The sequence below is a fragment of the Burkholderia sp. MSMB1588 genome (genome assembly GCF_001546925.1).
GTDB classification, from domain to species: domain Bacteria; phylum Pseudomonadota; class Gammaproteobacteria; order Burkholderiales; family Burkholderiaceae; genus Burkholderia; species Burkholderia humptydooensis.
The window spans coordinates 750,636-762,806 of sequence record NZ_CM003770.1 but is presented as its reverse complement, the minus strand read 5'-3'; the positions used below and the strand labels follow the sequence as shown (position 1 = coordinate 762,806).

The window sequence follows — 12,171 nt, the reverse complement described above, 5'->3', positions numbered from 1 at the left end:
CCGCAAAGGTGAGTCGACGATGGCCGGATTTTGGACCGGTGAGCGTTTACGGGAGCCCGATCGGGTGAGCGGCGGCAAATCGCCGAGCTTCACCGCATATGGTGAGCATGCCGTTCTGGACGCACATCACCACAGACGCTATCCTTCCGGAAACTTCTCCTCCGACCCGACGCATGGCCACAAAGCGCGCCAAGAAAACCGATGTGGATGTGGTGAGTGCTAGTTCCGCCGAATTGCGTAAGGCCGTCGAGGCAATCGCAATTCAGCCGAAAAACGGCAAGATCACCCTCCTGACCCGCAAGCTGTTCAACGTGCTGCTTGCGGTCGCCCAACAAGCGGACGATTCCGGCGACACCTATCGTGCGCTGTTGTCGGACATCGTCGCGAACTCGGCTTTCGATTCCAACGATACCGCGCTCGTCAAGGAGCACTTGCGGCGGATGGTGTCGGTGCAGGTGGAATGGAGCACGGGCACGTCGAGCCAGAAGCCCGGCCGGAAGTGGGGGATCTCCACGCTGATCGCCGACGCCGAAATTCTCGAAGATCCGGCGACGCGGCGCGTATGGGTCGAATTCTCGTTTGCGCCGAAAATCAAGAAGAAACTGCTCGACCCGGTGCAGTACGCGCGCCTGAGCCTGCAGTTCCAGAGCCAACTGCGCAGCAGCGCGGGGCTCGCGCTGTACGAAATCTGCGTGCGCTACCTGACGAATCCGAGCCATCTGACGATGCGCGAGCCGTGGGAATGGTGGCGCCCGATTCTGTCCGGCACGCCCGATACCGAGGCCGGCGACGAGGCGAAGCGCGAATACAAGTATTTCAAGCGCGACTACCTGCGTCCGGCGATCGCCGAGGTGAACGCGGTGACGAACATCTTCGTCGAACTGGTCGAGCATCGCGAAGGACGCCGGGTTGCCGAGATCCAGTTCCGCGTATCGGAGCGCAAGCAGCCGATGCTCGCGCTCGACGAGCATCCGAATGTGTTCGACAGCACGCTCGTCGACCGGATGGTGAAGATCGGCATTCCGCTGAAGGAAGCGCAGACGCTCTACGCGGACAACGAGGAAAACCGGATTCGCGCCGCGCTCCAACTGACCGAGCAGCGGGTGCGCAGCACGACGCTGCCGCCCGTGCGCAGCGCGCCGGCGTTGTTCAAGGATGCGCTGAAGAAGGGATATGCGCCGCCCGTCGACACGGTCGAAACGCCGCCGCTCGGCAGCAGCGCCAAGTTGGCCGTCGCGGCCAACGCCGGGCAGGCGGACGACCCGAAGGCGCGTCTGCGCAGCGAGTACGATGCTTACCGGCGCAAGGAAGCGAAACAGTTGTATGAGGAACAAGGCGACGCGGAGCGGGAGATCGCGCGCGCGTCGTTCGAGTCCGACGTGCTGCCGGCGCTGGGTCCGCATCTGCGGGACGATTGGCGACGGCGCGGGCTCGACTCGAAGCTTGTCGAAACGGCTTTCTTCGACTGGCTCGCGCAAAAGACCTGGGGCGAACCGACCGACGGCGATCTGCTCGCCTTCACGCTCAGCCAGTCTCGCGCGGCTTGAGCGAATGCCCGATTCACCGGATTCTTCTCCTCTTCCGCGACTAGCAACAAAAAACGGAGCCTGCTGGGCCCCGTTTCTTTTCGGTTCGTTCGTTTAGTTCGACAACAGCATCCGTTCGAGCTGCTGCAGGATTTCGTCCCGCTTTTCTCGCGTCAGGCCGCGCAGCCGCAACTCTAGCCGATCTTCGCCGTAAGACTTCAAATCGCCGACCGACACGCCGTTCAGCTTGATCTCATGTCGCTGCGCATACCGCTGCCGGCTTGCGGGCTTCGGGTTTTCCTGCGCGGTCGCCCTTCCCTTCACGATATCGGCGACCTGACGAGTGCTGAGGTCGTCGGACAGAATCTTGTTGATGAGACGCAGCGTCGAGTCGGTGCCGCGTGCCGTGTGGTAACGGCCGACCTGATACGCCATGTTCGAGCCGAAGCGATCCGGACGCGCAACCATCTCCTGCATGACGGCTTCGGGCAACTTGCCGATCGAGAGCGCAACGGCGACCGTCGATTCGTCGAGCCCGAGATGCTCGGCCAATTCCTTCTGGCTCTGGAAATACTTTTCCTCGAGAAAGCGCTTCCAGACGATCGCGTTGTCGAAGACCGTTTGTGAATCGCGTTGGACGTTGAGGTCGTAGCCGAGCTTGTAGCTTTGAATGCCGATCGGCAGATCGATGACGATCGCCTTGACCGATTCCTTGTTCGCTTCCTTCAGCGCGCGGACGCGACGGCCACCGTCGCTGACGAAGTACGAGCCGGGATTGTCGTAATCAGGGATGACGTGAATCGCTTGTTGCTGACCCTGCTTCGCCAGATTGACGGCCAGCTCCGCGATCGATGACTTCAAATAGAAGTGCCGAGGATTGAAGGGACTCGGCTTGATCGCCTTGAGCGGCAGTTCGATCACCTGACCGGACTGATAGCGGTTTTCGATTCGCCACGCGCGATATTGGTTCGATTCGTCGATCGGGTCCGTGGTGGGCGGCGTTTCGACGATTGTGACCGGGATGGTCTTCTTCGACGATTTACCGGCGGGAGCAGCGGGCGTCGCGGCCTCGGATTTGACGAGGCCATCAATTGCATTGAGTCGATCGAGCGCCGTGCGCTTTTCGCTCGTCGTGATGTCGGGGCGCGCTTGGAAGCCTTTGGCGAATTGGGAGGGTTTCATTCAGGGTCCTTTATGCGCATAAAGTCAGGGCAGCATCGCGCCGATCTCGTCAGCACATGCACGGATTTCTGCCGCTGCGAGCTTTGCGCCGCGGTCGTTCATCTGCAAGACGGTTTGGCCTAGCGCCATTGCTTGCTTGTAGGCTTCGCGCGTGGGGATTTGCGTCTTGAGAAGCGGGAAGCCGAGTTCTTCGAGCGCACGCTTCAATTCACGCGTGAGCATCCGCTTCTCTTCAGTCTTGTTCAGCAGGAACACGGCGCGAAGATCCTCATTCATCACCTGCGCTTGCTGAATCAGTTTGACGAGGCCGACGCTCGACCAGTAGTCAGCCGGCGATGACGACGTCGGGATCACCGCAATCGTCGCGGCAAGCAATACGACGCCGGACACTTTCTCCGTAATCGACGGTGGACAGTCGACGATGATGATGTCGTAGTCGTTGATGAACTTCTTGATCTCGCGATGGATCTGGCCGCCGGCTTCGGCAAGGTTCACGACAGGAAACGGGATGCCGGTTTCGCTGTCCGCGGAGGAACTGGACCAGTGAACGAGCGTGTTTTGGCCGTCGGCGTCGATGACCAGAACGCGTCGCCCTTTTTCGTGGAATGCGGCGCCGAGGTGCATCGCAATGGTGCTCTTGCCGACACCGCCCTTTTGTTGAGTGACTGCAATGATTTCAGCCGCCAATTTTCACTCCTATTTTGATCGGGAGAATTTTACCGGACAATTTTTTTATTTCAATGAATTTGTTGTGAAGGAACGACGCGTTAGCCACCTGGCCGATGGTTTATGCGCATAAAGCCGGGGGGATGTCGATCTGAGCACGTGGAAGAAGATGGGCAGAGCCTGCGTGGTGCAATTCGCGCCTTCGTGCGGACGAAGCTATCGCGCACTGCACTTGAACTGATGCGTATGTGACGGGGCGATCGGTCTTGCGCCTATGCTGTGGCGTGCCAACGCCAACGAGCCGCGGTGGCCTTTATGCGCATAAAGCAGTGAATGGCCGCATCGCCTACCTACGCTGTAGCGCGTAACGTACGCCCAGCTCGGCTGATCGTGGAAAGCCGGAACGTACAGACGATTCAAGATCAGATTCCCGAGCACCAAGCCCCCCCATCGCCCGGCCGCTACAATACCCGTGTCTTTAACCTACTCCCACCTGCAACCGATGATCACGATTTATCACAACCCCCGCTGCTCCAGATCGCGCGAAACACTGGCATTGCTCGGAACGCTCAATCAGACCGGGGAGGCAATCAATGTCGTCGAGTACCTGAAGCAGCCGCCGACCGTGGCGCAACTGAAAGCGCTGCACCGCAAGCTCGGACGGCCAGTGCGCGACATGATTCGTGACAACGAAGCGCCTTATAAAAACCTCAATCTTGCCGACCCTGCCTTGTCAGATGCGCAACTGTATGACGCGATCGCGGAGCACCCTATCCTGTTGCAGCGTCCAATCGTCGTGCATGGCGACAAGGCCGCGATCGGTCGTCCGCCGGAGGTAGTGAAGTCGTTATTCGAATAATTATTAAAAAAATAATAATTCGAAGAGGATGTCGGTGCGCGACAGCGCTTCCCGATGTAGAGGCGAGATGCAATGCGCGCCGACCCAACGCCGATCCGGCGTGCATCGCCCAACAGTCGCGCCGCCCGGGAGGTCCGGGGCCTGGCCATCGCTCGTCGAGACACGAGCGTTTTCACGCGTCTCTCAGTTTCGCTCTGTGGTTTCGCCAAACCCGGGAGGCTGCCGATCGGACGATTGCCAATCGTTGATTCTCCGTCGATTCGGCCGTGCACGGTCCATGCGCCTCGCACGCATCGCATCGGCCGCGCCGCTGCGCTCACTCGCTCCGTTGCGCGTCGTTCCCGCCCGCGACGCGAGCCGCTTCCCGCAGCACGCGAATCTGCATCCGGTAATTGCGGCAGCCGGTGCAAGCCGGCAGATGCACGCGCACGCGGAGTTGCTCGACGAGCGACAGCGGACGATCGAGTTCGTCCGACAAAAGTCGCGTGATGTCCTTACATTTCCCCAGTAGCATCTTCGGTCGTCAGGCCTTTTTCGGTGAGACAGGTGCGCAGCCGGGTCCGTGCGCGGTATAGCAGCACGCTGCAATGGTTCGCCTTCAGTTCGAGCTCCATGCAGATGTCGTCGATTGCGAGGTCGAGGAACTCGCGCATCATGAACACGCGGCCGATCTGCTCCGGCAGGTGATCGAGACACATCTCGAACAGCATCCAGAACTGCCGCTGCTGCAGGATCGTTTCCGGCTTCGGCCACGGACGCGGCTTCGCATGCGGCGCCCAGTGACCATTGTCCGCGAACAGTTCGCGCTCAAGAAGCGCTTCGCCATCGAGCTCGGCGTCGAGCGCCGACGCGTTGATCGTCTTTCGCCGCGCCCGGATCGTGTCGATCAGCTTGTTGCGCAGGATGCCGAACACCCAGGTCTTGTGGCTCGACAGTCCGTCGAAGCGCTCGGCCTGCGCCCATGCGGCCGCGAGCGCCTCCTGGACGGCGTCTTCGGCTGCATCGGCGTCGCGCAATTGCAGGCGCGCGAAGCGAAGTAAATCGTGGCGCAATTGCGCGAGATAGGCGGGATCGTCGTGCGCGGCGCGCGCGTGCTGCATGGGATGGCTTCCGGTTCGTGCCCGCGCGCATACGGCACGCCCGGGCGGCAGCGCAAGATTATCCATGCGATGCGCGTCGTTGCAAGAGCGCTGCAAGCAACGCGCGTCGCCATCGCGCGCTATGCTGACATCGTAGGTCGCGCCGGCGATCGATGACAGAGACATGAAACGCATGCCGTCGACATCAATGTAACCGGCGTACATATTCATCAGGTTATCCACAGTTTCTGTGGAAAACTTTGTGGAAATCTGGTTCGAAGCCCCGATGCGCCGGGACTCAAGCTGGCTTGCACATAAAAGGGCCGGTTGGTGCGCAATCGGAAACAAAACTAGCTGATTACCTACTGAGCGGAAGGAGACGCAGATGACTTACCGCATTGCAGTGATTGTCGGCAGTCTACGGCGCGAGTCGTTCAATCGCGCGCTCGCAAACGCCGTGATTTCGGTCGCGCCGGCCGAATTGTCGTTCGAAATGGTCGATATCGGCTCGCTGCCGCTCTACAGCCAGGATTACGACGCCGACTTTCCCGACGTCGCGAAACGTTTCAAGCAGACGATCGAAGCCGCGCAGGGTTTGCTGTTCGTCACGCCCGAGTACAACCGCTCGATGCCCGGCGTGCTGAAGAACGCGCTCGATTGGGGTTCGCGTCCGTGGGGCAGCAATTCGTGGTCGGGCAAGCCGGCCGCCGTGCTCGGCACGTCGCCGGGCGCGACTGGCACTGCGCTCGCGCAGCAGCATCTGCGCAACGTGCTCGCGTATCTCGACGTTCCGACGCTCGGCCAGCCCGAGATATTCATCAAGCACGATGCATCGAAGATCGACGAGCAGGGCAACGTCGTCAACGACGACACGCGCAAGTTCCTGCAGGGTTTCGTCGATCGCTACGCGGAGTGGGTGCGCCGGCACGCGAAGTCGGCCTGAGCAACGGCGTACTACCTTCAATCCTCATGCCCCGCGAGCCGCGCATCGCGCTCGTGCTGGATCTTCTGCAGCAAGTCGTCGAGCAGCGCGATGTCGAACGGCTTCGACAGCAGTCGCGCATGCACGCGGCGCGTCCGGTCGAATTCCTCCGCATAGCCGGTGACGAGAATCACGGGCAGCTTCAGGTCACCGCGCTCGATCGCCTCCGCGAGGTCGATCCCGTTCATCGTGCCGGGCATGTGGATGTCAGAGATCACCAGATCGAACGCGCCGGGCGCCGCCGGCTCGGCGCCCGCTGCGTTCAGCATGCGCAGTGCATCGTCCGCGTTCGGCGCGTGCGTGACCTGATGGCCGAGCAGCTCGAGCAGCGCCTCGGTGCCCGCCGCGACTTCGCCGTTGTCCTCGACGAGCAGGATTCGCAGCCCGGCGGGCGTCGATGCCGCGGGACCGTCGACGGCGTTCGGCGTATCGGCGGGCGGCACGGCGTCGGTCGTGCGCGGCAGGTAGAGCCGCACCGACGTGCCGGCGCCGGCTTCGCTGTCGATCGTCGCGAGCCCCCCAGAGCGCTCGCAGAACGCGAACACCTGCGGCAGCCCGAGGCCCGTGCCCATCCCCTTCGCCTTCGTCGTGAAAAGCGGCTCGAACGCGCGCGCGAGCACCTCGGGCGACATGCCCAGACCCGTATCCTCGACCGAGATCTGCACGAAGTCGCCCGTCAGCGGAAAACCATCCTCGCGGCGGAACGTGATGTTGTGCGCGCTGATCTTGAAGCGGCCGCCCTGCGGCATCGCGTCGCGGGCGTTGACCGCGAGATTGATCACCGCGAGCTCGAGCTCCGCGACGTCGACGCGCACGGGCCACAAATCGAGCTGTGTGTCGACGGCGAGCGTCGACTTCGAGCCGAGCGACGTCTTCAGCAGCTCGCGGCACGACGCGAGCCAGTGCGCGATGTCGATCGTCTCGCTGCGCAGCGGCTGCTTGCGCGCGACGCCGAGCAACTGGCGCGTGAGCGACTGGCCGTTCTTCAGCGCGCGCTCGATCGCGGCGAGCTCGGTGTCCAGATGTTGAACGCCGCGCCGCCGCACGATCTGCACGTTGCTCGAGATGATCATCAGCAGGTTGTTGAAGTCGTGCGCGACGCTGCCGACCAGGTTGCCGAGCGCCTCCATCTTGCGCGACTGCCGGTATGCCGATTCGATCGAGCGCCGCATCGACGCCTCCGCCTGCCATCGCTCCCACGCCTCCTCTTCCGCGCGCAGCCGCTTGAGCGACAGCCAGATCACGCCCCACAGCGCGGCGGACGGCGCGAACATCGAGATGAACAGCACGCTCAGGTGCTCGTACCACGCGTGGCGGATCGCCGACGTGCGGTACGCGCACGATACGAACACCGGATAGCTGCCGACCTGCCGGTACGCGACGATCTCGCTGTCGCCGTCGCGCTTCACGCGCACGATGCCCGCGTGCTGATCGCCTTGCGCGCCGCCGAACGGATTCGCGCTGTCGGCCTGCGCGGCGGCGTCGCCCGGCGCGCCGCGCGGCGCGGGCGGATACGACGCGAGCACGGCGCCGTCGGTGCGCGTGAGCGCCATCGACATCGGCGCGTCGGCGCCGCCGAGCAGATCGCGATAGAACGCGTTGAAATACGACGACTTCAGCGCGATCGACACCATCCCGGCGAACGTGCCGTCGCTATGGCGCCGCGCGACGCCCGTGTTGAACACGGGCCCCGGATTCGCCGCCTTCAGCGGTCCCGGCATCACGCGCGAGATGTGCTCGATCACCTTGCCGTCGCGGATGCCGACGAAATCGTCGCGCTCCGCGATCGACGCATACGGCGCCGGGTAATAGAGGCTGTTCGCGAGCAGCATCCCGCTCGCGCCGAAGATCGACACCGACGCGACTTGCGGATAGCCGCCGCCGATCGTGTTGAGCGCATCGTGGATGTCGGCTTCGGCGTTGCGCACCGCGGCGTCGTCGAGATCCTGCACGAGATCGACGATCCGCGCGTCGAGCGTCTCCGACAGATCGAACACTTTCAGCGCGTGCTCCTCGGCGACGCGCACGGTGCGCATCGTCACGTCGCGCGCGGTCGCCTCGCGCGTGCGCATGTCGTTGTACGCCATCACCGCGACGTATACGCACGGCAGCACGATCGCGGCGATGAGCATCACGATGAGCGTCACGCGCCGCACCGCGAAATCGTGCTCCGGCGCGCCGGGGGCGAACGAAGCATCGTCCTCCCAATCGTCGTTGTCGGTCGATGTCGGGCGTGAGGCGTCGGGCCGTTCGGGCGTCATGGTGGGCGAACGAATGCGGAAAGGATTGATCGGCATCATAAACGAGTCGCGCACGCGCGATCCGCGTGGGGCGCGGAGCTTGCGCAAGGCCGGATTTCCGGCGGTTGCGCGCGCCGCGCGCAAACAGCGACGAATTCAAAAGCGCAAACGTAAGCAAAAGAATAATTTGCGTGCTTATCGCCAAAACAATTCGAGCTATTCCCGGATTCGAATTCGAGCTAATCAATTCTGTTCGAACCGCCAAAAATGGCGAGTTGCAACGCACGGGGTTTACTACCAGAATCGCGCATCGCTTTCCTATGCGGAAAACGCCCGCGATGCCCGGGCGCGGCCTCGACGAGGCCCATCCGCGGGCGGGTGCGTCAGGCGGTCGGCCGGTTCTTGCGAGCCGAGCGGCGCGCGCGTGGTCCGTCCCTCGTATCGCCAGTCGCACCTTGCCTAAAGAAGCGCGGCGAACCGTCGTTAACGCGAGACATACGACTCCGTTTACCGCCACGACAGCCATGCCCCTGCCGATTGTGATCGCCGACGATTCCTTGCTTGCCCGCAAGCTGCTGACGAAGGCGCTGCCGGCGGACTGGGACGTCGACGTGAACTACGCGTCGAACGGTCGCGAGGCGCTGGCGCTGTATCGCGACGGCAAGGCATCGGTGATGTTTCTCGATCTGACGATGCCGGACATGAGCGGCTACGAAGTGCTCGAGACGTTGCGCGGCGAGGATCTGAACACGTTCGTGATCGTCGTGTCCGCCGATATCCAACCGATGGCGCAGGCACGCGTGCGTGAGCTGGGCGCGGTGGCTTTCGTCGCCAAGCCCGTCACCTCGGAAGCATTGCTGCCCATTCTCAAGGAGTATGGGTTGTATGTCTGAGACGGTGTTGACGGCGGAGCAACGCGACGCCCTGCAGGAGATCGCCAACCTCGCGATGGGACGCGCGGCGGCGCGGCTCGCGCTTCTCCTCGGCACCTTCATCGAGCTTTCGGTGCCGCGCGTGCGCGTCGTGCGCGCGGCCGACGTCGGGCGCGTGCTGCGCGACATGACGGGCATTCACGACAACGTGACCGCCGTGCGCCAGGGCTTTCGTTCGGACATCAAGGGCGAGGCGCTGATGCTGTGCCGCAGCGCGGGCCTCGGCCAGCTCGTGTCGCTCGTCGACGACGCATACGCGGACGACGAGTTCGGCACCGTCACGCAGGCCGAGCTCGTGTTCGACATGGCAAACGTGCTGATGGGCGCGTGCGTATCGTCGATCCTTGACGAGCTCGGGCGCACGCCGGTGTTTTCGCCGCCGGGGCTGCTCGGCGAGGACATCGCGCTCGACGACGTGTTTCAGCCCGACGTGCTCGCGTGGAGCGAGACGCTTCTTCTCGAAGTGAACTTCGGCGTCGCGGACGACGGTGCGCGCACGCATTTCGTGATGCTGCTCGCGGAAGATTCGATTCGCCACATGAGCGACGCGCTCGATTCGTTGTTGTCCAGCTTATGAACCTGCTTTCCTCACTGAGCGATCTCGTCATCGAACGGGTCAGCTTCGGTATTTTCGTGGTCGACCGCGAGATGAGGGTACTCATGTGGAACCGGTTCATGCAGGATCACAGCGGCGTCGCGGCCGCCGACGTGATCGGCCGCAATCTGTTCGACAGCTTTCCGGACCTGCCGCGCGCGTGGCTGTCGCGCAAGATCGAAAGCGTGTTCCAGCTCGGCGGTTTCGCGTTCAGCTCGTGGGAGCAGCGCCCGTATCTGTTCCGCTTCGATCACGACCGGCCGATCACGGGCGGCGTCGACTTCATGCAGCAGGACTGCACGTTCGTGCCGATCGCACGCGGGCGCGAAGTGGAGGCCGTCTGCGTGACGATCTCCGACGTCACGCACGTGAGCGTGATGCAGCGCGAGCGCGAGGAGGCCGTCGCGAAGCTGCAGGAATACGCGAACCGCGACGGCCTGACGGGCATCGCGAACCGGCGCTTCTTCGAGGCGCGGCTGCGCGACGAATTCTCGCGCTGGCAGCGCTACGGCGGCAATCTGTCGGTGCTGCTGTTCGATCTCGACCACTTCAAGACGATCAACGATCGCTTCGGCCACGTCGTCGGGGACAACGTGCTGCGCATGATGGCGCAGCGCGTCGCGGACGTCGTGCGCTCGCAGGACACGTTCGGCCGCTTCGGCGGCGAGGAATTCGCGCTGCTCTTGCCGTGCACGTCGCTCGACGAGGCGATGCACGTCGCCGAGAAGATCCGGCAGACGATCGGCAGCACGCCGATCGAAGCGGAAGGCGTGCGGGTGCCGGTGACGGCGAGCGTCGGCGGCGCGGCCGCGCACGCCGGCGCGCTCACGCACGAGACGCTCGTCAACGAAGCCGACGCCGCGCTCTACCGCGCGAAGCGGCAGGGGCGCAACTGCTCGGTTGCGTTCGGCTGAGGCGGCGAGGCCGGTTTGCCCTGCCTCGCTTCGTCGGACGACCGGCGTCAGCCGCGCGCGATCGCGGCGAGCGTATCGGCGACCGCGCCCGCCTGCGCAATGAACGGCGAGTGGCTGCTGTCGAGCGTGTGCACGTGCGTGCGGTTGCCGGGGGCGAGCGCGTCGGCCTCGTCGATGAAGCGCTGTTGCAGCGCCGGCAGCAGCACCCGGTCGCGCAGGCACTTGACGTAATGGCGCTCGATCGCGCCCCAGCGGGCGGCCGTGGTCTCGATGCGCGCCGCGAACGGCGCCGCGGGCACGTCGCAACTGAGCAGATGGCCGACGGCCGTGTGATCGGCGTCGTCCGCGTCGTCGCAGAGCGCGCGTTTCGCGGCCGCGCGGTACGCCGGATCTTCGCTGCGCGGGTCCATCCGCAGCGCGCCCGTCGCTTTCGGGCTCGCCATCATCAGCGGCGCGAGCATTTCGCCCTGGTTCTCCGGCGCGCGCACGTAGTCGAGCCCCTTCGTGCCGGCGGTCGGCATGAACGCGGCCAGATAGACGAGCTTCGCGATCTTCTCGGGTGCGCGCTCGGCGGCCATCGTGATCGCGATGCCGCCCATGCTGTGGCCGACCAGCACGACGCGCTCGTGACCGAGCGCGCGAGCCTGGTCGACGGTGCGCAGCACGTGGTCGACGTAATCGTCGAGCGTCGTGCCCGCGACGGGCGACGGCTCGCTCGCGAAGGCGGCGGCATCGAGCGGCCGCTTGAAGAACGACGCGGGGAAGCGGGCGTTGACGCCGTGCGCGGGCAGATCGCGTGCGATGGCCGCGTGGCCGTGCGCGGCGAGCGCGGGGATCACCCGCTCGTAGGCCCATGCGCCGTGCCAGGCGCCGTGCACCAGCACGAAAGGCAGCGGGGTCGCGGCCGCGGGGTCGCGGCGGTCGGCGGGGGTGTCGCGCGGTTCGGTCGGCAAGTCTGTCTCCTTCTATCTTCGATTTGCTTCAAACTTCGGGTGCGAGCCAGCGCCATCTTAGTGACGAATCGGCGCACTGTGGCGGGTGATCGTGCCCCAAGAATGTACTCCGCCGTCGTGGGCGGCGTGTCTGGCGCAGGCTGATCTCGATTGAATTTATGAGGTTGTCAATTCTAGGGAAATTGACGAATTGTGGTTTTATGGGAGTGAAATTGGTCTTCGACGTCAACCATTGCCGCGCTT

13 protein-coding genes are annotated in these 12,171 nt (G+C 63.9%); 7 read left to right on the top strand and 6 right to left on the bottom strand.

Features of this window, described 5'->3' with window-relative positions; all coding sequences use genetic code 11:
* The first annotated feature begins 173 nt into the window (after positions 1–173).
* Complete coding sequence (locus WS92_RS03165) at positions 174–1,547, top strand: replication initiation protein (RefSeq protein ID WP_059934528.1); 1,374 nt, start codon at positions 174–176, stop codon at positions 1,545–1,547.
* A 93-nt stretch (positions 1,548–1,640) separates the two neighbouring features.
* Here the strand turns inward: WS92_RS03165 and WS92_RS03160 are convergent, their stop codons facing one another.
* Both WS92_RS03160 and parA read right to left on the bottom strand, forming a co-directional pair.
* Complete coding sequence (locus tag WS92_RS03160; protein ID WP_059934527.1) at positions 1,641–2,708, bottom strand: ParB/RepB/Spo0J family partition protein; 1,068 nt, start codon at positions 2,706–2,708, stop codon at positions 1,641–1,643.
* 24 nt (positions 2,709–2,732) lie between these two features.
* Positions 2,733–3,395 (bottom strand): ParA family partition ATPase, encoded by a 663-nt coding sequence (parA, locus tag WS92_RS03155; RefSeq protein WP_006028354.1) that lies wholly within the window; start codon positions 3,393–3,395, stop codon positions 2,733–2,735.
* 481 nt (positions 3,396–3,876) lie between these two features.
* Here parA and arsC point away from each other — a divergent pair, with 481 nt between their 5' ends.
* Positions 3,877–4,233, top strand: coding sequence for an arsenate reductase (glutaredoxin) (gene arsC, locus WS92_RS03150; protein ID WP_059934526.1), 357 nt, complete (start codon positions 3,877–3,879; stop codon positions 4,231–4,233).
* 316 nt (positions 4,234–4,549) lie between these two features.
* Here the strand turns inward: arsC and WS92_RS03145 are convergent, their stop codons facing one another.
* Both WS92_RS03145 and WS92_RS03140 read right to left on the bottom strand, forming a co-directional pair.
* Entirely contained in the window at positions 4,550–4,747 is a 198-nt protein-coding gene (locus tag WS92_RS03145) for a zf-HC2 domain-containing protein (RefSeq protein WP_009916152.1), read from the bottom strand.
* The gene (locus WS92_RS03140; RefSeq protein WP_059934546.1) at positions 4,728–5,333 is read right to left on the bottom strand and encodes an RNA polymerase factor sigma-70; all 606 of its coding nucleotides are present in this window, start codon (positions 5,331–5,333) and stop codon (positions 4,728–4,730) included. Before WS92_RS03140 ends, WS92_RS03145 begins: the two co-directional genes overlap by 20 nt.
* A 364-nt stretch (positions 5,334–5,697) precedes the next feature.
* Between WS92_RS03140 and WS92_RS03135 the strand changes: the two genes are divergently transcribed.
* On the top strand, positions 5,698–6,255 hold the full coding sequence (locus tag WS92_RS03135) for an NADPH-dependent FMN reductase (protein WP_059934525.1): 558 nt from the start codon (positions 5,698–5,700) through the stop codon (positions 6,253–6,255).
* A 17-nt stretch (positions 6,256–6,272) separates the two neighbouring features.
* Here WS92_RS03135 and WS92_RS03130 read toward each other — a convergent pair whose 3' ends face one another.
* On the bottom strand, positions 6,273–8,450 hold the full coding sequence (locus WS92_RS03130) for a hybrid sensor histidine kinase/response regulator (protein WP_231756005.1): 2,178 nt from the start codon (positions 8,448–8,450) through the stop codon (positions 6,273–6,275).
* Between WS92_RS03130 and WS92_RS36295 the strand changes: the two genes are divergently transcribed.
* The 4 genes from WS92_RS36295 to WS92_RS03115 all read left to right on the top strand — a co-directional run bounded on the left by WS92_RS36295 (position 8,419) and on the right by WS92_RS03115 (position 10,975).
* The gene (locus tag WS92_RS36295) at positions 8,419–8,997 is read left to right on the top strand and encodes a hypothetical protein (RefSeq protein WP_231756006.1); all 579 of its coding nucleotides are present in this window, start codon (positions 8,419–8,421) and stop codon (positions 8,995–8,997) included. The genes WS92_RS03130 and WS92_RS36295 overlap by 32 nt on opposite strands.
* Before the next feature lie 61 nt (positions 8,998–9,058).
* Positions 9,059–9,427 (top strand): response regulator, encoded by a 369-nt coding sequence (locus tag WS92_RS03125; protein ID WP_006028348.1) that lies wholly within the window; start codon positions 9,059–9,061, stop codon positions 9,425–9,427.
* Positions 9,420–10,043, top strand: a complete 624-nt coding sequence (locus WS92_RS03120; protein WP_006028347.1) for a chemotaxis protein CheC — start codon at positions 9,420–9,422, stop codon at positions 10,041–10,043. Before WS92_RS03125 ends, WS92_RS03120 begins: the two co-directional genes overlap by 8 nt.
* Positions 10,040–10,975 (top strand): sensor domain-containing diguanylate cyclase, encoded by a 936-nt coding sequence (locus WS92_RS03115; RefSeq protein ID WP_009916150.1) that lies wholly within the window; start codon positions 10,040–10,042, stop codon positions 10,973–10,975. The genes WS92_RS03120 and WS92_RS03115 overlap by 4 nt, the downstream gene beginning before the upstream one ends.
* Positions 10,976–11,022: 47 nt before the next feature.
* On the opposite strand, the gene WS92_RS03110 is transcribed toward WS92_RS03115, so the two are convergent.
* On the bottom strand, positions 11,023–11,928 hold the full coding sequence (locus WS92_RS03110) for an alpha/beta hydrolase (protein ID WP_059934524.1): 906 nt from the start codon (positions 11,926–11,928) through the stop codon (positions 11,023–11,025).
* Between the last annotated feature and the right edge of the window lie 243 nt (positions 11,929–12,171).

Coding starts and splice junctions, on each gene's coding strand:
- WS92_RS03165 (WP_059934528.1), top strand. CDS start 174: ATGGCCACAAAGCGCGCCAAGAAAACCGATGTGGATGTGGTGAGTGCT.
- WS92_RS03140 (WP_059934546.1), bottom strand. CDS start 5,333: ATGCAGCACGCGCGCGCCGCGCACGACGATCCCGCCTATCTCGCGCAA.
- WS92_RS03145 (WP_009916152.1), bottom strand. CDS start 4,747: ATGCTACTGGGGAAATGTAAGGACATCACGCGACTTTTGTCGGACGAA.
- WS92_RS03160 (WP_059934527.1), bottom strand. CDS start 2,708: ATGAAACCCTCCCAATTCGCCAAAGGCTTCCAAGCGCGCCCCGACATC.
- WS92_RS03135 (WP_059934525.1), top strand. CDS start 5,698: ATGACTTACCGCATTGCAGTGATTGTCGGCAGTCTACGGCGCGAGTCG.
- arsC (WP_059934526.1), top strand. CDS start 3,877: ATGATCACGATTTATCACAACCCCCGCTGCTCCAGATCGCGCGAAACA.
- WS92_RS03125 (WP_006028348.1), top strand. CDS start 9,059: ATGCCCCTGCCGATTGTGATCGCCGACGATTCCTTGCTTGCCCGCAAG.
- WS92_RS36295 (WP_231756006.1), top strand. CDS start 8,419: ATGAGCATCACGATGAGCGTCACGCGCCGCACCGCGAAATCGTGCTCC.
- WS92_RS03115 (WP_009916150.1), top strand. CDS start 10,040: ATGAACCTGCTTTCCTCACTGAGCGATCTCGTCATCGAACGGGTCAGC.
- WS92_RS03120 (WP_006028347.1), top strand. CDS start 9,420: ATGTCTGAGACGGTGTTGACGGCGGAGCAACGCGACGCCCTGCAGGAG.